Consider the following 20,816-nt stretch of genomic DNA (forward strand, 5'->3'; position numbering starts at 1 on the left):
ATAACCAAAATACTACAAATGAACAAGATTGAATTCCTAAGTAGAGAACCTGTTCAAACTTTCATCAAATGGATTTCACCTAAATTAGATGGAGATGATAGCTTTATACATTCTTACATGATGAAACGCCCCAAAGGTTCTATTTGGGAATGTAATTCTATTTACTCTGCTTTTGAAAACTACAAATGGGGATTTACTTGTTATCATCCAGTTAGACAGATTAGATTTACAGGAAAAACCTTTGAAGACTGTAAAATCTTGTTGGAAGAGTTAGGTGATGGGTTGAGAAAAAGTGTAGATAATAATGATTCCGAATTATGTCAAAAATACTGTATTGCCATATTAGACTGGGGTGGGGTAATGAATGGAAATAAACAAAAAGTAGAGGCATTAGGAACAGATATTTCTTCATATTTTAAACACTGTACTGATAGGCTAAATCCTAATATATTTGATATAAAAAGTAGCTATTATGAAGATATAATAATGACTGCTGGTTTCACAAAAATATATTCTTTGCTAGTGAATGATTTTGTAATATATGATGGACGTGTAGGTGCGGCTTTAGGACTTTTGGTAAGAATGTTTTGCGAGGAAAAAGGTTTAAGTATTATTCCATCAGAATTATTATTCGCTTTCGGGAATGCAAAGGGAGATGTTTATGGAAAAAATAATAGAAGAAACCCAAGTAATAGTTTTTACAGCTTTCCTCTACTAACTCAAAATAAAAAGCATACTGAAAATAATATCAGAGCCAATTGGTTGCTAAAAGAAATTTTGGATAAAACAGAATCAAAATTTAGCAAAATTGACTCAAGAGAACAATTAAGAGCATTTGAATCTGCTTTATTTATGATTGGATATGATGTATCACAAGCAAAAATTTAAAATCAAAAAATTCTACACGATTTTTTAAATAACTTTTAGGAATACTAAATTTTATAAAAGTGAAAAACAGTTCCTACCTCATCACTTCCTTCAAAACCGTTAAAGACTTTATTTCCCCTAAAGTATCCACATGAAGTCTGTAAAATAAGATAATGGATTCTAATAATTGATTGCGAGAATGGCGGTCTATTTTAGGAGATTGGTGATAGGGCGTATTCAATAAAACATCTAATTGATTTTCGAGTGTTTGATTAAGCACAGGCAGATTATGAATCCTCAGTTCATTGGATATTTCATGCGCATTCTCAGGTGAAAAACCTAGATACGTACCCAATTGCAATAAAAATTGTAAATGGAAATTCTCAAAATGTTCTTCTACTTCATCTAGCCATACGATAGAATTATGGAGAAATTCAAACAAAAAATGATTCCCTGTTTCCTCTTTCAATGATTTTCCAAGAATTTCGGTAATAAAAAGCGCTATTGATGATTTATAAATATCATAAGGTAAGGTATGAAAAGGCGTATTACATTTAATCTCTGCTATCCGATGGATTTGTTTATTGGCTGCTGTGTTTTTCCCTTTCTGATAAATCACCAAATCTAATAAAGTGAGGGGTTGAAATAGTGCTATCTTATTTTTGGATTTGGCACTTCTAACACCATTTTCAATATACGTTTGTATCCCAAATTCTTCTGTAAAAATATTGACGATTACAGAAGTTTCTCGGTAACGAATATAATTTATTACGATGCCTCGTGTTTTATTTAACATGCTTTTATGCTTGGGGTTCTTCTCTACGCCAAACTAATTTATCTACAGGTATTTTCTGTTCTATTTTATCTCTTAAAATATCCATCATTTCTTCTACAGGCATTTCTGCATCAAAACGTATAGGCTCTTTAAAGGTAACAGATAGTGTAGTATTCCTTTTTTTAAACCGTAACCCTTTTTTATCGAACGCTCTACGAAAGCCATTAATTACAACGGGTACTACAATCGGGTTATGGGTTTTAATCAAATGAGCTGTTCCTTTTCTTAACGGAGCATAGGGGGTAGTTGTTCCTTGTGGAAAACTTACAACCCAACCATACGATAAACCTTTGCCTACTTTATCTTCTGCCGAAGTATCTACTTCTTTTTTAACATCTTTTCCTTTTTCTCTCCAAGAACGATTTACCAAAATAGCACCTGCCTGCGAAAAAACTCTTGGTATCAATCCACCATCTTTCATCGTTTCAGAGGCTGCCACATAAAATACTTTCGACCGTGGTGCTAATAAATAAACAGGAAAATTGACTGAATTTCTGAATCCCCATTTTACACTAAAGAAAATATGATAGAGGCAAATTACATCCATAAAATAGGTTTGATGATTCGATAAAAAAAGCACACCTTCTGTTGGAAGTCCCTCTAAATATTCAGTTCCGCTGATGCTGGTTTTATTGATGCCTCTGATACGAGAGTAAGTTACCCACCCCAATACAATCATAATAATGCGTTTTAAAAACATCGAATTACCAAAGGGATCTCGTTCAAAAAAACCGAAGACATCAATCATCGGAAGTAGTTTTTTTATATGTTCATTCATTGTTTATGGTTTATCAATAAGTCTTTTCCTAATCGTTAAATTCGATATATCCTTTCAAAAAATCAATACTTGTAAAATCGAAGATAGATAATTTTTGGTATATTGTTTAAAAAATTGTTCGTCTTGATAACCTATTGAAGCTTTTCATGTTATGTTTAACATAGGCTTTTTTCCTATTTTCTCAAATCTTGATACAATTATGAATGTACTCATCACTGGTGGCTCAGGTTTAGTTGGCACACGTCTTAGCGAAATATTACTGTCTAAAGGTTTCTCGGTTTCTCACCTTAGCCGAAAACCTACAGATGAAACAGGCAAGATAAAAATATATCATTGGGATATTGATAAAGGCATATTAGACTCAAAGGCTTTGTTGGAAGCCGATTATCTAATTCACTTAGCAGGTGCGGGCATAGCAGATAGTAGATGGACTGATGCACGAAAAAAGGAAATCATTGACAGCAGAACGGAATCTTTAAGATTGATTATCACTCATTTAAAAAATATTCCACATAAAATCAAAGCTTTCACTTCCTCCTCGGGCATTGGTTTTTATGGTGCTGATACTGGTACGAAACACATTACAGAAGAATCTCCTGTGGGTGACGATTTTGTAGCTGAATGTTGCATATTATGGGAAGCGATGGCCGATAACGTATCAAAGCTCGGCATCAAAACGGTAAAACTTAGAACGGGAATTGTATTAAGTACTAAAGGCGGGGTTTTAGCAAAAATTCTGGCACCTATCCGTTTTGGCATTGGGGCAGCTTTGGGAACTGGCAAACAGTATCAATCTTGGATTCATATAGATGATTTATGCGAGCTTTATATAAAATCTCTTCTAGATGATACCATGAATGGTGCTTATAATGCCGTTGCTCCTAATCCTGTTACTAATTTTGAATTAACCAAAACCTCTGCTGAGATACTGAAAAAGCCTTTTTTTATGCCCAATGTTCCTGCATGGGCTTTGAAATTAGTTTTTGGCGAATTAGCTGATGTGGTATTAGGCGGAAACTATGTCCTCAATCAAAGAGTATCCTCTGAAACCAATTTTCAATACAAGTTTATTGATGTAAAAAAGGCTTTAAAAGATTTGTTGTAATAGTATCACAGGGTTTTGTCCTTAATCCTCAAGTGGTAGGTTTCGTTATTTTTAAGCGATTGATAAATGAATAGCATAGCTTTTTTACATCCGTAATCACGCTGTTTTTTTGCCATATTAAACTGAATTTATCTTCTATTTTGGTAAAAATAGCTTTTCTTGACAATTCTATGAGCGAACCTATCGTAAAAATAGTAGCGATAGCACAAACGATATATAGCATCAAAAGAGAAAGGGATTCTTTTCCTCTGACCTGACTAATGAAATGAGCTATCTCTTTTCTAATCAGGGGGTGTTCATGTATCAGGTAAATTCCAAAAACTGCGCTTGAAATCAGGTTGATAAAATTGCTTTGGACTTTAATATTTTTAAAAGTAAAGAAAAGCATTATCGCTGCAAATATCAATAATGGATTGTTATAGGAGAATAGTCGCCAAACAAAAGCAAACTTATGAATATCCACACAAAATAATGTACTACAAAAAAGTACAAGTGCCGAGACTAGAAAGAAGTGAATGGGTTTTTTGATGATAATGTTCATCTTTCTTAGAAATCTGGCAAGGATGTAAATAGTAATAAAATGAAAAACTGTAAATCCATCGCCAGATACCGTTTTGAATATAAAACCCGCGAAACAGTCTAGGTATAATAACCCCAATAATAACAACATAAGTTGTTTATTTTCGATGCCATCAACACCTTTGTTGAGAAAAGGTGAAATAAAGTAGAGGGCTAAATATACGCCTAAATACCACCAAACATTACCAGAAATCGGGAAAATAGACCTCACTAAGTCTTTCCAGTCGAACATCGAATGATTAAAAACGGCAAATAGTAGAGAAATGAATAATGAATAGAAAAGTGCTTGAAATAAGATAGATACAAGTACTTTTAGTTTAAATTTCATTCCATAATATCCCGATATAAATACGAATGTATTTACGCCTACAATGACAAAACTATTGATGAATAGTCCAAAATAGAGTTTGTTTTTATCATGGTGAAAGAAATCATTCACCATATTTTCAAGGCCAAAACCATGAACAATAATGTGGTGAGTAATAATCATAATCATTAACACTATCCGCAATAGCTCAATGTTTGATTCTCTGTTTTTCATCTTTGGGTAATTAAAAAGGTCGTTATTTATCAAAGGTTTGGGTGTATTATTGATAGGTACTTTCCCATCAAATATTATTTGTCATAGTAATCTTAAACTATTGCCAACAATGGCATAGCCTTCGGTCTATTCTTTTTTTAATAAAAGCAATATTTCGATAAAGGGATTTTAATGAAAAAGGCGGTTGCTTAATATTGTAAAGTGAATTTTAATAAAGGAACTGGCACGTCATTTCCTCTTTTATCAATGAATTTGGGCGGTTCAATTGATACTTTTGTTTTCCTAGTAGTCTACAGATTTTTATGCATCAAAAGTAATCAAATTCTACAATTTTGCTATGGTTTTAGTTTTCTGAAAGCTATTTTATTTTATAATAATCTATCACATCTATTTATTGCCATATTCTGAATCTTCATCAGCGTTTTTTTAATGGTTATATAATTGCGGTTATTCTCACAGTTTTTTTATCTTTGAACAAATCTGAGATTTACATTTTAACTTATTCAATTGCTAGGAGCTTTTTGTTTTTTAGCTACATAATTCACATGAAAAATATTTTAATTTATTGTGGTTCTTCGTATGGTAACAATGAAATTTATAATAAAACTGCTCAAGAGGTAGGAGAAACACTAGCTAAGCAAGATTTACGATTAGTTTATGGAGGAGGCAAAGCTGGCTTAATGGGTACGGTGGCTGATGCTGTACTTGACAATGGCGGAGAGGTTATCGGAATCATTCCTTCTTTTATGGAAGCTTGGGAGGTACAACATACAGGTTTAACAGAGTGCATAGTGGTAGAATCAATGCATGTTCGAAAACAATTGATGGCTGAAAAAGCAGATGGTGTTGTTGCTTTACCTGGAGGTTGGGGAACGCTGGATGAATTATTTGAAATTCTTACTTGGCGACAAATTGGGCTTCATCGTATGCCAGTAGGGTTGCTTAACACGAATGGCTTTTATGACGATTTGATGATGATGATGAATAAGATGGTTTCTGAAGGTTTTGTAAGAGCCGTTAATCTTAACTTCTTGATTATCGACGATAATATTGAATCTTTATTAGAAAAAATGCGTAATGATGCTACGGAAGGCGAAATCATTGGCAAACGGATAGAACGTGCTTAAAACAATGTTTTAGGCTATTTTTCGTTGAAAAAGTAAATAAAGATTGCGCCACACAAGCTATGAAAAATATTACATTTCTTATTTTTTCCCTTATTGTCTTACAATGTTTGCCCAAATCGATGGCTCAAAATAAGCCTGAAAGTTTGGGGAGTGCTGTTAATTCTGAATACTCTGAATTAAATCCTGTGATTGCTCCAGATGGAAGGATTTTGTATTTCGGTAGAAAAAGTCATCCTCAAAATAAATATGGTGTAGCAGGCACAGACCAAATTGCGGGTTCACAAGACATCTGGTTTTCTGAAAATGTAATGGGGGCGTGGTCAACTGCTAGAAGGATGCCTGAGAGCTTAAACCGTGATCAATATAATTCTATTCTGAGTATCTCGCCCGACGGACAAACTATTTTATTAAAGGGGGCTTATGTGAATGGTCAATATGAAACACGGGGCTTTTCTATTGCCAAGAAATCTGCCAACGGCTGGGAAATTCCTAAAAAGGTAATTATTCCTAAATATGAACGCCTTAGTAAAGGTAAAAATGAATATGGTTTTCTTTCAAATGATGGAAAGGTGCTATTGATGGCTTTTTCAGAAAAGAAAAACTCTGATGAAGATGATATTTACGCTTCTTTTCTAGAAAACGATGGTACGTGGTCGGAGGTAATGAATTTGGGAGATGAAATCAATACTAACTTCACCGAAACTACGCCTTTTTTAGCTCCTGATGGCAAAACGCTTTATTTTTCGAGCAATAGAGCAGGAGGAAAGGGCAGTAATGATATTTGGGTAGCCCAAAGAAAGGATGATAGTTGGATTCATTGGACAGAAGCTATCAATATTGGTGAGCCTATTAATACGGAACAATACGATGCTTATTACACGATTTCGGCTGCTGGTGATTATGCTTATTTTGTTTCGGGTAATAATTCGTTAGGGAAAAAAGATATTTTTAGACTAAAATTAGACATTAATAAACCTGTAGAACCTAAGCCGAGTGAAAGTACACCAATTGGGGGAAATCCAACGAGGAAATCGCAAGATAGAAGACCTGTTCAGCCAGCTCCTACGAAATCAGATGCCGTTGTTTTAGTTTCTGGAAAAGTAATTGATGGTAAAACAGGTAAAATTCCACAAAATGCTCAAATCATTTATGAAGATTTAAGCACAGGTAAAGAATTAGGTATTGCTACACCTGACCCTGTAACGGGGATTTACAAAGTGGTATTACCTTATGGAAAGAATTATGGTATCAGTACTAAAATTGATGGCTATATTGGCACTTCTCAGAACATTGATTTAAGTAAAATTACGGGAAAATACCTTGAAGTAGAAGGCAAGGACATGACTGTAAAGCCTATTGAAGCAGGTACTAAAGTTGAAATGAATAATATTTTCTTTGAATTTGGTAAGGCTAGTTTAAAACCAGAATCGTATCCAGAGTTGAATAGAATAGCCAATTTCTTTAAAACGAATACTAAGCTGATTTCAGAAGTGAGTGGACATACGGATAATGTAGGTTCGGATGAAGTAAACAATAGACTTTCACAAGAACGTGCTGATGTAGTCCGCAATTATTTATTGACACAAGGCGTACCTGCTGAAAGAATTTCGGCAAAAGGCTATGGTAAAAATAGACCAAAAGTAGCGAATGATACCCCTGAAAACCAAGCTATTAACAGAAGGGTAGAATTTGAGATTTTGAAGAATTGATTTTATTGGTAGATTCTTTTTTATCTGCGATATTTATCTGTGAAAATCTGCGGGTAAAAAGAATCCCGCTGATTACTGCTGATTTTATCCGCTGATTTACGCCGATTCTTTTTATTCTGCTAAAATCTGCGATATTTATCTGTGAAAATCTGCGGGTAAAAAAAATCCACCTGATTGCCGCTAATTTTATTCGCTGATTTACGCAATTCTTTTTATTCTGCTAAAATCTGCGATATTTATCTGTGAAAAGCTGTGGGTAAAAAGAATCCCGCTGATTACTGCTGATTTTATCCGCTGATTTACGCCGATTCTTTTTATCTGCTAAAATCTGCGGGTAAAAAAAAATCCACCTGATTGCCGCTAATTTTATTCGCTGATTCTTTTTATCTGTTTATAAAAACAAAAAAATATTACACACAAGATTATTATTGATTTTAAACTAATTTTATTTAACTAAAACACATAAAACTATGTCAAAGGATAAAGGGGCCATAAAGGAAGTAAAAAAAGAGCCAACTAAAACGCTAAAAGAAAAAAGAGCGGCTAAGCAAGAGAAGAAGAATAGTAAAAGAGATTAATCTGTACTCATAGAAAATCGCCAGCAATTTAATTTGTTGGCGATTTTTTTGTTTCAAGCCCCCCAAAAACCATTATTTTGGTCAAGGTTTTTAATTTTTAAAACAGAAGCTGTTTAATTTTATACCTGTTTTCCTAAAATCTACTTATTTATTCTTCCTAAATCTCCTAACAAGAAATTACTCAATATCTCTTTATTGATTTTAAACTAATTTATTTTTACTCCTATATGCATATAAATTGCCCAAAGGAGTAAAAATGCTAATGGACTAAAAAAGTACTAACTAAAATCTGATATCTATTTCTTGTTAATAACAATACAAAAGATGTGTGTTTCTTTTTCAAAAAGCTACAAATTTGGTCAACATTTACTCATTTCACCATAAACACCATTTCATGTTCTCCTTTTTGTAAAAAAGCCTTCTTGGGGAAATTAAGATTGTCTTTTGTGCTTAATACTAATTGATAAGTAACAAATATTGAGGAGGTTTAAATGCAATTATTAAGTAGCTAAAGTTTGATTGGTAGTCAGTAAATAATAGGTGCCCTCTAAATTTTTAGAAAATATGTCACATTTGAAGCCAATAAGGTCTGATCTGCTGGTGATATTCCTTAAACCAGAGCCTGATTGAGTCATGTTTTTTTTGATTGTTTGTTCATAGTCAAACCCTTTCCCATTGTCTTCAACTTTTATGCTAAAGCTCTCATGTAAATAGTTGATAGAGACTTTTATTTTTTTTGCGCCTGAATGCTTCAGCGCATTATTCAAGATTTCTTGAACTATTCTAAAAAGAATTATTTCTCTATCATATCCAAGCGAATAGGTTTCGCCATAAACAATCATTTCTGTTTCAAATTTCTTTGTTTTCTGAATCCTTTCTAATTCATGTGAAATCATTTCTTGCAAACCAAATAAATTGACAAAATCGCTATCTAAGCTTTTTGATAGCAATCTGATTTCTTTGATGGTCTGTTCTATTAGTTCGTTGGCTTGCTTTATAAATATTAGATTTTCTTCGTCCTTTATAGCATCTTCTACTACATTTATGTTTATTCTAGCGACGGATAATAACTGCCCTATATTATCATGCAGTTCTTTTCCTATGTACTGCAATGTATCATTTTGAACTTCAATCTGTGATTTAAGCATTTCTTTTTCATACCTCTGTTTGAGTAATGATTGTTTTCTTTTTTCTCTTTTCCGTCTTAAATAAAACAGAACAAATAAGAAAAAAATAAAAGCAATCAACACTCCAATCACTCCAGAAACAATGATAATCGTTTCACTTATATCTACTTCTTCTTTTGACATAAAACACCAATAATCATAAGGACAAATAATAAAGTATTCACAACTTTGCTGATAATTGAAAGACTAGTTACCATAGAATCATGGTTCTGAAAAAGTACATTCAAAGAACTTAGGTATGGTAAATTACCCAAATAGCAAAATAAGATTCCTATTGATACCCAAAATAAGAAATTTTGAAATGGGTTGATAATATTTGTGCTGAGAATTACTATTTCAAATAAAAAATATAAACACAAAAACGACAAGAAAATACTTCCTAACGTATAAGTATATGAATTGAAGTCGTACAACGTTTGGTAAAATATTAAATTACCTATAGCAAATACCAAGAAGGCAATACTGAAATACAAAATAATTTGCTTTACAGATGATTTTGAGATAGCCTTGTAGAAAGTGTAGTAAAAAAAGCTTATCTCAAAAATCATCTGAAAGTTATATAAAGGAATATTATTTCCGTAATAGACCGTAAGTAGATGGGCAGTAGTTTCTACAAAAAACGTTACTACTAAATAAGCAATAAAGTTTTTATTATAGCTAGGCGTAAGTTTATGCCTATTTATCAATAGTACAATAAGTGTAATTAGTATTACAGTAGGCAAGAAGTAGGTTTTTAATGTCATTATTTTATTTATTAAGGCCTTTTGCTTGGGTCGCCACAGCATAGCATTTCATCTGCACCTTCGGTAGATTTTCCAAATGTTCTCGCCCCTAGTGTTGTTGAATCATAAGAGCGGAAACCTCTGGTAATTACATAACCATGGTCATCTGGGTAATTTATTTCAACAATTTTATCATTTACAGCTTCTGGGTTCTCTTTTCCAAGTAAAATAGCAATATTTAATTGATTTGATATATCTGTTTGAAAGTTATCAAAACAGCTATGCTGGTTAGGTAATGTAACCCCAAAGTGGATACTTACATAAACATCTGGCTCTTCTTCGTCAAATTTATCCAAAAGCCCTTGTAAAAGCTCTCTGCGCATTACAATTCTTCCAATTTTTTTAATTTCCCTTGCTGAGGAAGATTTTATTTCAACATAATCTTCAAAATCCTCAATGATTCTTTTTAAATCAAATTGATTAATTTCCCCTGTTGCAGGGTTAGACGGAGTGCTTACTATCTTAGTCGCCATAATGTTAGTGGGTATTTTGTTGGTTAATATTTCACAAGCAAGAACTAATACTATTTTCTCGTTTGCCTTAGTCAAAACTAGTAAAATCGTAAACACAATTACAAATTGGTCAACAAAAGCCACTAAAAAACTTATTATTCGGTTTGATACTCTTTTTAACCACTTGATAAGCTACATTCTGTTTGAAATACTTATAATTTCAGGTATAGCTTTTATCTTTGATGAAAGACTTCATTTAACAATTCTAAAACACCATGCGAAAGCTCTCCTTTATTTTGATGCTACTACTAGTAGCGTCTGTTTCGAGTTATGCTCAACATTCAACAGTAAAAGCTAACTATGCGTTAGCGGCCAAGTTTTCTGCTAAAAAATTAAACAAAATGATTTTCTCGACCAGCGTTGACCCTCACTGGCTAAAAAAATCAGACCGCTTTTGGTACGTTTATGAAACTACCGAAGGCAAAAAATGGTATATCGTCGACCCGCTGAAAGCAGAAAAGAAGCTTCTTTTCGATAATGAAAAATTGGCCGCAGCTATCACCAAAATTGTAAAAGATCCTTTTGATGCTCAGCATTTAGGACTGGATAGTATGCGTTTTGTACGAGATGAAAACTGGATTCAGTTTGAAGTAAAAAGCACCCAAGACATAGTTGAGAAAAAGGATTCAACCGCCAAGAAAGATGCTAAGGTTGTCAAGGAAAAACCAAAAGTAAAAAAGGTGTTTTATTTTGAATATAACCTTAACACAACTGAATTAGTAGAATTAAGTGATTTCAAAAAGCCTAAGAAAAAACCAGTTTGGGCTAGTATCTCTCCAGATGGCAATACCATCATTTTCGGTAAAAAACAGAATTTGTATTTGATGGATAAACTCAATTATGAGAAAGCCCTCAAAAACGAAGAAGATAGTACCATCGTTGAAATTCAATTGACAAAAGATGGTGTAGAAAACTTTGGGTACCATCGTGAATCTCTATCTTTTGGTGACAATGAAACCAATGTTGACAAAGAGAAAAATAAAAACAAACGCAAGCCTGCTTCTATTTTCTGGAGTCCTGATAGCAAAAAATTTGTAATGACTCGTACTGATAACAGAAAGGTAAAAGATATATGGGTAATCAACAGTGTGGCTGACCCACGCCCAACACTAGAAACATATAAATATTGGATGCCTGGTGAGAAAGACAGTCCGATAGAAAATATCATTCTCTTTGATGTAGCTAGCAAAAGTCAGTTAGAATTAAATGCCGATTTATTCAAAGACCAAAGCATTAGTATTTGGAATACTACTCCGCTTGCCAATACCCGAGATGATGATTATCGTGCTAATGTATGGTTGGGTACTAAAGATAAATTTTATTTGAGTCGTGCCAGTAGGGATTTAAAGAGTATTGATGTGATGGTTGCAGACGTAACGACGAACACTGTAAAGCCCATTATAGAAGAGCGAATGAATACTTATTTGGAAACTCGTAAGCTCGGTTTAGTAAGTGCTAGTAAAGAATTGATTCATTGGAGCGAAAGAGACGGATGGGGACATTTTTACTTGTATGATGAAACTGGTAAACTAAAAAATCAAATTACTTCGGGTGCTTTTCATACGGAAGAAATCATCGGCATTGACGAGAAAAAACGCATTTTATACTTCACTGCCAACAATCGCGAAAGCAATGAAGACCCTTATTATCTGCACACTTACCGCGTAAATTTTGATGGAACAGGCTTGAAACTCCTCAACGAAGGAAATTTTGACCATGCTTCTAGCATCAATGATAATCAGCTTTATTTTGTTGATAATTTTTCAAGGGTGAATACTACGCCTAAAGCGGTTTTATTCAACACTGAAGGCAAAAAAATATTGGATTTAGAAACTTCTGACTTATCGTCTTTACTATCAGCAGGTTATAAATTCCCACAAACTTTCAAAGTAAAAGCTGATGATGGCATTACTGACCTTTATGGCGTAATGTACAAGCCTTATGATTTTGATAGCACTAAAAAATACCCAATCATAGAATACGTTTACCCAGGTCCACAAACTGAAAGTGTTAATAAGTCTTTCAGTAAGGGGATGGATAGGATAGACCGTTTGGCACAATTAGGCTTTATCGTGATTACTGTGGGTAACCGTGGGGGTAATCCTGCTCGTAGCAAGTGGTACCATAATTATGGTTATGGCAACCTAAGAGACTATGGTTTGGCGGATAAAAAAGCGGCGATTGAACAGTTAACCGATAGGTTTTCGTTTATCGACATCAACAAAGTTGGTATTCATGGACATAGTGGTGGTGGTTTTATGAGTACTGCTGCGATGTTGGTATATCCAGATTTTTTTAAAGCGGCTGTTAGCAATGCAGGGAACCATGACAATAGTATTTACAACCGTTGGTGGTCTGAAAAACACCATGGTGTAAAGGAAATTATCTCTGAAAAAAATGATACGAGTTTTGTTTATAGCATAGAAAAAAATCCTGAGATTGCTAAAAACTTGAAAGGTAAATTATTATTAATTCACGGAGAAATTGATAACAATGTACACCCTGCCAATACTATTCGTGTGGTAAATGCCTTGATAAAAGCCAACAAGCGTTTTGAGATGCTTACGTTGCCTACTCAACGCCATGGTTTTGGAGATATGACGGAATATTTCTTCTGGAAAATGGCTGACCACTTCACTAAATATCTTTTGGATGATTTCAGTGATAGGAGTGTGGATATCGAAGAAATGAATAAAGAAATAGAACGAAAACGATAATTTCATTTTCTTAATCTTAAAATAAAGCTTTTACAAAACCAATTAGCTGATTTTAAGGTTAAATTTGTACCGAATTTTTCGCCACGAATTGCTCAGATTTTCACCAATCGGGCGGTTCGTGGCTATTGTTGTTATTGATGATAAGAATATGCTCGTAAAAGATTTCCTTACCCTGTATCGTGAAGATGGCTTTGTGCAGATGATTGCTGAACAAATTAAAGCTCCCAAAATCTACCCTCATATTCAAATAAAGGGCTTTATTGGTAGTTTGGACGCCGTAGTTGCGTCTGCTTTGCATTTACTTAACGAAAAGCAATCTCATCTTTTTGTGCTTTCCGACCGCGAAGAAGCTGCTTACTTTATCAACGATTTACAAAATTTAGTGGGCGAAGACCGAGTACTGGCTTTTCCGATGTCTTACAAAAAGGCTTATCAATACGAGGAGGTAGATAACGCTAACGTGTTGATGCGCGCTGAGGTATTGAACAAACTGAACAATAATACCGAAGGAGTATTGATTGTTACTTATCCAGAAGCCCTCTCTGAAAAAGTAATCAACAAGCGTTCCCTCACTAAAAATACTTTTACCATCAATGTATCTGAAAAATTGGATACTGCTTTTTTAGGGGAAGTATTGGCTAGTTATGATTTCGAGAAAACGGATTTTGTTTACGAAGCGGGGCAATATTCTATCCGTGGTGGTATTGTGGATGTTTTTAGTTATGCCAATGATTTGCCTTATAGAATTGATTTGTTTGGCGACGAAGTAGAAAGTATCAGAACCTTCGACCCTGAGTCTCAGCTTTCTGTTGAGTCTATTTCTCGGATTAATATCATTCCTGATGTACAAAACAGGTTGATTCAAGAAACTCGTGAACCTTTCTTTAATTTCTTACCCGATAATACCCGACTTTGGTTCAAAGATGTGGAGTTGACGCTTGAAATTATCGAAAAGTCTTTTGAAAAAGTTGAGGCTAATTTCCAAGAAATTATTGCCAAAAGTGGCGGTATCAAAGTCATTTCAGAACCTAATCAATTATTTGAAACTCGCAGAAGTTTCTTGAATCTGATTAAAGAATTCGGTACGATTGAATTTGGGAAGAGATTTTATTTTAAATCTGCTCATGAAAAAATTCAGTATCAGGTAAAAGTACAGCCTACTTTCAACAAGGATTTTAAAAGATTGGCTGATAATCTCCGTGAAAACCAAGCTTTTCATTATACCAATATCATTACAGCAGATTCTCCTAAACAGCTTGAACGACTAGCGACTATCTTTGATGAAATTGATAGAAATGTTCGTTTTCAAGCAATGAATATTTCTTTACGTGAAGGCTTTATCGACCAGCAAGCTAAAGTTGTTTGTTATACCGACCACCAAATCTTTGACCGTTTCCATCGTTTCAGAGAAAAAAGCAAGTATTCAAAATCAAAAGCACTGACTCTTAAAGAATTACGCTCTTTGCAAGTTGGTGACTTTGTTACGCACGTCGACTATGGTATTGGTCGCTTTGCAGGATTGGATAGGGTCATGGTGGGTGATTCAGAACAAGAAGCCATCCGATTAATCTATAAAGACAATGATGTATTGATGGTTTCAATACATTCACTTCATAAAATTGCGAAGTATTCGGGCAAAGAGGGTGGACCACCAATCATGTCGAAATTGGGCTCGCCTGAGTGGGAGAATCGTAAATCGAAAGTCAAGAAACAAGTAAAAGACATTGCCAAAGAATTGATTTCGCTCTATGCCAAACGTAGAATGGCGCCTGGTTTTGCTTTTTCTAAAGATACCTTTATGCAAGTAGAGCTAGAATCGTCTTTCTTGTATGAAGATACTCCAGACCAAGCAAAATCAACTGCTGATGTAAAAGCCGACATGGAAAAACCACATCCGATGGATAGGTTAGTATGTGGTGACGTGGGTTTTGGTAAAACAGAAGTGGCTATTCGTGCAGCCTTCAAAGCCGTGGCTGATTCAAAACAAGTGGCGATTTTAGTACCTACTACGGTTTTGGCAATGCAACACTTTAGAACCTTCCGTGACCGTCTGGAGAAATTTCCTTGTCGGGTAGAATACATTAACCGTTTTAAGTCGGATAAACAAATCAAGGAAACTTTGAAACGAGTAGCTTCTGGTGAAACAGATATACTGATTGGCACGCACAGAATTGTGAATAAGGATGTGGTTTTCAAGAATTTGGGCTTGATGATTATCGATGAAGAACAAAAATTTGGCGTAAAAGTAAAAGACCGTTTGAAAGAAATGAGGGTAAATATTGATGCCCTGACGCTTACGGCAACCCCTATTCCAAGAACCCTTCATTTTTCATTGATGGGTGCAAGGGATTTATCTATCATTGCAACTCCTCCACCAAACCGTCAGCCAGTTACGACTGAATTACAAATATTTAGTGAAACACTAATCCGTGATGCCGTAAGTTATGAACTAAAAAGAGGAGGACAAGTGTATTTCGTGCATAACCGAGTAGGAGAGTTGGAATCTATCGCCAACCTGATTTTACGCATGGTGCCTGATGCCAAAGTGGGCGTAGCTCACGGACAAATGGAGGGTGATAAGTTGGAAAAGGCGATGATGAATTTCATAGAAGGGCATTATGATGTACTGGTTTCGACCAACATTATCGAAGCTGGTCTTGATATTCCAAATGCCAATACGATTCTTATCAATCACGCTAACCATTTTGGGTTATCCGACCTCCACCAAATGCGTGGTCGTGTGGGACGTTCTAACAAAAAAGCCTTCTGTTATTTATTAACTCCTGCTCTTTCATTACTTACCTCTGAGGCTCGTAAAAGATTAAGTGCTTTGGAAGAGTTTTCTGATTTGGGTGATGGCTTTAAAGTAGCGATGCGTGATTTAGATATTCGTGGGGCAGGCAATTTATTGGGGGCAGAACAAAGTGGTTTTGTCAATGATTTAGGGTATGAACTGTATCACAAGATTTTAGATGAAGCCGTTCAGGAGTTAAAAGAGACAGAATTTAGGGCTTTGTTTGAAAAGGATTTAGCTGAAACTGCCGAAAAATTGAAGATTGATTGTCAGATAGAAACAGATATGCAAGTACTAATTCCTGAAAAATATGTATCAAGTATTTCTGAAAGACTTTCGTTGTATACTCAACTGGATGACATGAAAGATGAGGAGGAATTATTGAAATTTGAAGCCATGATTACTGACCGTTTTGGGCCTATTCCTCCACAAATGTCTGACTTGATTGAAATTGTCCGTGTCCGTTGGATTGCAGAATCATTGGGAATGGAAAAAATATTATTAAAAAGTAATAATTTGAAATGTTATTTCGTTCCCTCTGAGAATGAAAAGTATTATAAATCAGCAGTTTTCGGCAAGGTTATTGAATATGTCAAACAACATTCAAGAAAGTGCTCGTTGAAAGAAGTAAAAGGTAAACTGATGTTGTATTTCGATAAGGTTACGTCTATCGAAGAATTTAAATGGATTTTAAAAGAAATTGCTAAATAATAAAGTTTAATATTCATTATATGTGGCTTTTTATTCGTAATATTCCATTTGTAATCATAAAGATTAATAATCTTTGAATATAAAACCCGCAGAATTTAGACTGTTTAGCATAAATTTGTAGTCTTTTCTGTAAATTGCATCCTTCCTAACTCAGGATATTAACTAGTTTTAAAATTATTCTTATCACGACAATCAAATTAATTAACAGATGAAGTTGTCTCTCAAATTAATGACAATTCTTGTAGCAAGCCTTGCATTGGCAAGTTCTTGTAAATCAAAGAAGTCAACGAGTGTAAAAATAGGCAAGAAAAGTACTGCTACTGGTATTGCTTATAACAAAAAAGGAGGTTTTCAGATTGATAAATCCTTCAAAGGTCAACAAACAGGTCCGAACTTAGTATTTGTAGAAGGCGGACGTTTTACGATGGGGGCTTTAGAAGAGGATGTTATCAATTCAAGAGATAACTTAGAAAGAACCGTTTCTGTACAGTCATTTTACATGGATGAAACAGAAATTGGAAACGTTCACTATCTTGAATATTTGAATTCGGTCATGAAAGACTCTTCTCAAGAATTCTATGAATCAGCATTGCCTGATACATTGGTTTGGAAAGATGAATTAGCTTTTAACGACTCTTATGTAGAACAATATTTACGTTATCCTGGCTTCCGTATGTACCCTGTTGTGGGTGTAACATGGGTACAGGCTTCTGATTACTGTACTTGGAGAACCGCTGCCGTTAACAACGACATTGCGATGAAAAGCCAGAAGAAGAAAAAAGGTAAGAAAGGTGCCGAAAGTAGAACATCTCCTGCTTTCTCTGCTGGTCAGCGTTTACCTATTGAATCTGGAAAAGTATTACCTGCTTATCGTCTTCCAACTGAAGCAGAGTGGGAATATGCTGCTAAAGCCATGATTGGAACGCAGTATGAAGATGAGAACCAAACTAACCAAAGAATTTATCCTTGGGATGGCCCAAATATGCGTGCTTCGGTAGGCAAGAAAAAAGGCTCTATGTTAGCCAACTTCAAACGTGGACGTGGTGACTATGCGGGTATTGCTGGTAAATCAAACGATGGTGCTATCATTACTACTGAAGTTTATACTTATCCAGCTAACGACTTTGGTTTATACCAAATGGCAGGTAACGTAAACGAGTGGGTATATGACTTATATCGTCCATTATCTTATGAAGATTTCAACGATTTGAACCCTATTCGTAGAAATGATTATTTAGATAATGCTAAGAATTACGATAGAAAGAACAACAACTCGTTAGTAGACAATAAGTCAAGAGTTTACAAAGGTGGCTCATGGGCGGATGTTGCTTATTGGTTAGCACCGGGAACACGTAGATTTATTGATCAAGATTCTTCTACGTCAACGATTGGTTTTAGATGTGCTATGATTAGAGCAGGTTCTAACAAATAATATTTTCACCCATTTGGAAGGCGGCAGAATTTGATTCTGTCGCCTTTTTTTTATGCCATTGCTAGGGTGAGTATGGAAATGTCCTTTATATCGAATTCTTGCAGGCTTAAAACGCATGATTCGAGGGTAGCACCTGTTGTCAAGGTATCGTCAACTACTACTACTTTTTTTCCTCTTAAATATTCCTGATGCTTGACAGCAAAGACATTGTCCATGTTTTGGTATCGCTCTAATCTTGATTTCGTTACCTGCGAAGTCGTGTTAGTAGCTCTTACTAAAATATCATCTCGCCATTCAATTTTTAGGCTTTCGGATAATCCTTTCGCAAAACAATCTGATTGGTTATACCCTCTGCTAATTAACCTTTTTTTATGCAAGGGCACTGGAATAATCAAATCAAAAGCTTCTGCAAAACCATTATCCCTTAGTTCTGCTCCATACCATCTTCCCAACATTTCTCCTACTTCCTGATTACCCTTATATTTCAGCTCATGCATCAAGCGTTGAACTTTACCACCCTTTATGAATTTTAAATAGCTCATAACGTGTTTTAGCTCAACTTTGCCCAAAAATTTCTGCATCAATACATTATCGTTTTCAAGGTGCAAATTCGTCTTCGGTAAATCGAATCTGCAATGCGTACAAATTACGGCTTCGTTCAGTTGGAGCGGCTCTAAACAAGCGGAACAAATTCTAGGAAAAATTAAGTCTATAAATGCGTTGAACATGATTTGAGTAATGTTGTTAAGGTTAGAAACTGATTACAATTTTTTCTTTGTATTTTGCATACAATTTAACATCAATCAAACAATAATCATGAGTTTAGTCGCAGAATTTAATGAGTATAGAAGCAAGATGAACGATAAAATCTTGTCTTCGGATAATAAAGTAATTAAAAGAATTTTTAATCTGGATACCAATACTTACGCTGAAGGAGCTTTATCAGAAAAAACAAAGGAAATGATGGGGCTGTCATGTTCGATGGTTTTGCGTTGTGATGACTGTATCAAATATCACCTCGGAAAATGTTTTGAGTTAGGCGTAACTGATGCGGAAATGCAAGAGATTTTTTCTGTGGCTACCTTAATCGGTGGAACAATTGTTATCCCACATTTGCGTAGAGCGGTGGAGTACTGGGAAGAACTTCGGAGTGAGGAGTTTTGAGTGATGAGTTTCGAGTTTTGAATGTGGAGTATTCTGTCGAAAATGAAGATAATTTTTAACAAAATTTATCCATTCATAATTAAAATAAATCACAAACTCACTCATTCATTAAATTACAATCTCATGGCTAAGAGCTGAAAACTCAGAGCTATATAAAAAATATGGAAATAGAGAACCTAGCCCAGCAATGGGATATCTTATTAGATAAATTAGAACAATCTCTTGGAAAAAAACCTGCTGATTTAAATGCAGTGCTTTTTCTTATTGGTGTTCAAGAATTAGGGAAAGGACATCAGTTTTTTACCAAGGAACAAAAGCAAGATTTAATGCATATTGCTATCTGCAAAGTACTTAGCTACAGCGGTATTTATGAATTAGAAGGTATTGATCAAGACGGTTGGCCACATTGGAAATTGATTCAGCCTTTGCCTTTTGTAAATGTAATCGAACAAGAAAAATTATTGAAAGCTCAAGTTATAGAATATTTTGAAAGGGAAGTATTTGTATGAAAATCATCACTTATAATGTAAATGGCATTCGTGCTGCCATGAACAAAGGCTTTATCGATTGGTTGAAGGCAAGTAATCCAGACATGATTTGCTTGCAAGAAATCAAAGCTGAAGAACACCAAATTGATAAACTTGTTTTTGAAGACTTGGGGTATCATATCTATTGGTTTCCAGCCGAAAAAAAAGGGTATAGTGGGGTAGCAATCCTTACTAAGTTTAAACCCAACAACATTGATTTTGGTTGTGGCTTGCCCGACTACGACAGAGAAGGACGAGTACTCCGTACGGATTTCGATACCTTTTCATTGATGTCTGTTTATATGCCTTCAGGTAGTAGTGGGGACGAACGTCAGGGTTTTAAAATGAAATGGCTCGATGATTTTTATGGTTATACTGATGACCTTAAAAAGTCTATTCCAAACCTTATTATTTCTGGCGACTATAATATTTGTCATCATCCGATTGATATTCACAATCCAAAGTCTAATGCTAATAGCTCTGGTTTTTTGCCAGAAGAAAGGGCTTGGGTTACTAAATTTTTGGATAATGGCTTTATAGATACATTTAGGCATTTTAATAAAGAGCCGCATCATTACACATGGTGGAGCTATAGAGCAGGAGCAAGGGGCAAGAATTTGGGCTGGCGTATCGATTATCATTGTGCCACCGAAAGCATGACAGACAGACTGATTCGTTCGGCTATTTTGCCAGAGGCAAAGCATTCTGACCATTGTCCAGTACTATTAGAAATCGCTATTTAATACATAGGCGAATCAAGCAAGAGAGTATCCCAATGTTTGATTCGCTTTTTTATTATTAATTAATTTACCACAATTCTACATTTCATTACTTCTTTTTCGTTAGGTATTAAATATTTCATGAGAATCTT

17 protein-coding genes are annotated in these 20,816 nt (G+C 34.8%); 10 read left to right on the top strand and 7 right to left on the bottom strand.

All coding sequences use genetic code 11. The annotated features are described in order from the left end of the window. Positions 1-18 precede the first annotated feature (18 nt). Positions 19-888, top strand: a complete 870-nt coding sequence (locus VB264_RS12425; protein ID WP_323249802.1) for a hypothetical protein — start codon at positions 19-21, stop codon at positions 886-888. Between the two features lie 73 nt (positions 889-961). Here the strand turns inward: VB264_RS12425 and recO are convergent, their stop codons facing one another. Continuing rightward, positions 962-1,663, bottom strand: coding sequence for a DNA repair protein RecO (recO, locus tag VB264_RS12430; RefSeq protein ID WP_323249804.1), 702 nt, complete (start codon positions 1,661-1,663; stop codon positions 962-964). Positions 1,664-1,667: 4 nt separating this feature from the next. After that, a complete protein-coding gene (locus VB264_RS12435; RefSeq protein ID WP_323249806.1) occupies positions 1,668-2,480 on the bottom strand; it encodes a lysophospholipid acyltransferase family protein in 813 nt (270 codons plus the stop codon). Positions 2,481-2,679: 199 nt separating this feature from the next. On the opposite strand from VB264_RS12435, the gene VB264_RS12440 reads away from it, so the two are divergent. Next, positions 2,680-3,585, top strand: coding sequence for a TIGR01777 family oxidoreductase (locus VB264_RS12440; RefSeq protein WP_323249808.1), 906 nt, complete (start codon positions 2,680-2,682; stop codon positions 3,583-3,585). 28 nt (positions 3,586-3,613) lie between these two features. Here the strand turns inward: VB264_RS12440 and VB264_RS12445 are convergent, their stop codons facing one another. After that, a complete protein-coding gene (locus tag VB264_RS12445) occupies positions 3,614-4,705 on the bottom strand; it encodes an acyltransferase family protein (protein ID WP_323249810.1) in 1,092 nt (363 codons plus the stop codon). Positions 4,706-5,250: 545 nt separating this feature from the next. Here VB264_RS12445 and VB264_RS12450 point away from each other — a divergent pair. Together VB264_RS12450 and VB264_RS12455 are read left to right on the top strand one after the other, a co-directional pair. Next, positions 5,251-5,832 carry an LOG family protein gene (locus tag VB264_RS12450; RefSeq protein WP_323249812.1) on the top strand — a complete coding sequence of 194 codons (582 nt, stop codon included), beginning with the start codon at positions 5,251-5,253 and terminating at the stop codon, positions 5,830-5,832. A gap of 119 nt (positions 5,833-5,951) precedes the next feature. Further along, positions 5,952-7,541: an OmpA family protein gene (locus VB264_RS12455; protein ID WP_323249814.1), complete on the top strand. Its 1,590-nt coding sequence runs from the start codon at positions 5,952-5,954 to the stop codon at positions 7,539-7,541. 1,078 nt (positions 7,542-8,619) lie between these two features. Here the strand turns inward: VB264_RS12455 and VB264_RS12460 are convergent. From VB264_RS12460 to VB264_RS12470, 3 genes are read right to left on the bottom strand one after another with little or no spacing between them, the layout of a single operon-like run. Further along, on the bottom strand, positions 8,620-9,429 hold the full coding sequence (locus VB264_RS12460) for a sensor histidine kinase (RefSeq protein WP_323249816.1): 810 nt from the start codon (positions 9,427-9,429) through the stop codon (positions 8,620-8,622). Further along, the gene (locus tag VB264_RS12465) at positions 9,411-10,049 is read right to left on the bottom strand and encodes a hypothetical protein (RefSeq protein WP_323249818.1); all 639 of its coding nucleotides are present in this window, start codon (positions 10,047-10,049) and stop codon (positions 9,411-9,413) included. Before VB264_RS12465 ends, VB264_RS12460 begins: the two co-directional genes overlap by 19 nt. An 11-nt stretch (positions 10,050-10,060) precedes the next feature. Continuing rightward, positions 10,061-10,561 carry a hypothetical protein gene (locus VB264_RS12470; RefSeq protein ID WP_323249820.1) on the bottom strand — a complete coding sequence of 167 codons (501 nt, stop codon included), beginning with the start codon at positions 10,559-10,561 and terminating at the stop codon, positions 10,061-10,063. A 254-nt stretch (positions 10,562-10,815) separates the two neighbouring features. Here VB264_RS12470 and VB264_RS12475 point away from each other — a divergent pair, with 254 nt between their 5' ends. The 3 genes from VB264_RS12475 (at position 10,816) to gldJ (ending at position 18,254) form a co-directional block, all read left to right on the top strand. Further along, on the top strand, positions 10,816-13,317 hold the full coding sequence (locus tag VB264_RS12475; protein WP_323249822.1) for a S9 family peptidase: 2,502 nt from the start codon (positions 10,816-10,818) through the stop codon (positions 13,315-13,317). A 148-nt stretch (positions 13,318-13,465) separates the two neighbouring features. Next, the gene (mfd, locus tag VB264_RS12480; RefSeq protein ID WP_323249865.1) at positions 13,466-16,822 is read left to right on the top strand and encodes a transcription-repair coupling factor; all 3,357 of its coding nucleotides are present in this window, start codon (positions 13,466-13,468) and stop codon (positions 16,820-16,822) included. Between the two features lie 208 nt (positions 16,823-17,030). Then, entirely contained in the window at positions 17,031-18,254 is a 1,224-nt protein-coding gene (gene gldJ, locus VB264_RS12485) for a gliding motility lipoprotein GldJ (RefSeq protein WP_323249824.1), read from the top strand. Positions 18,255-18,304: 50 nt separating this feature from the next. On the opposite strand, the gene VB264_RS12490 is transcribed toward gldJ, so the two are convergent. After that, complete coding sequence (locus VB264_RS12490) at positions 18,305-18,982, bottom strand: ComF family protein (RefSeq protein WP_323249826.1); 678 nt, start codon at positions 18,980-18,982, stop codon at positions 18,305-18,307. A gap of 88 nt (positions 18,983-19,070) precedes the next feature. Between VB264_RS12490 and VB264_RS12495 the strand changes: the two genes are divergently transcribed. From VB264_RS12495 to VB264_RS12505, 3 genes are all read left to right on the top strand, one after another. Next, on the top strand, positions 19,071-19,418 hold the full coding sequence (locus VB264_RS12495) for a carboxymuconolactone decarboxylase family protein (protein ID WP_323249827.1): 348 nt from the start codon (positions 19,071-19,073) through the stop codon (positions 19,416-19,418). Positions 19,419-19,579: 161 nt separating this feature from the next. After that, complete coding sequence (locus tag VB264_RS12500; protein WP_323249828.1) at positions 19,580-19,927, top strand: hypothetical protein; 348 nt, start codon at positions 19,580-19,582, stop codon at positions 19,925-19,927. Beyond that, positions 19,924-20,688, top strand: a complete 765-nt coding sequence (locus VB264_RS12505; protein WP_323249829.1) for an exodeoxyribonuclease III — start codon at positions 19,924-19,926, stop codon at positions 20,686-20,688. The genes VB264_RS12500 and VB264_RS12505 overlap by 4 nt, the downstream gene beginning before the upstream one ends. The last annotated feature ends 128 nt before the right edge of the window (positions 20,689-20,816 follow it).

It is taken from the genome of Arcicella aquatica (genome assembly GCF_034928825.1).
In the GTDB taxonomy this organism is placed as follows: domain Bacteria; phylum Bacteroidota; class Bacteroidia; order Cytophagales; family Spirosomataceae; genus Arcicella; species Arcicella aquatica.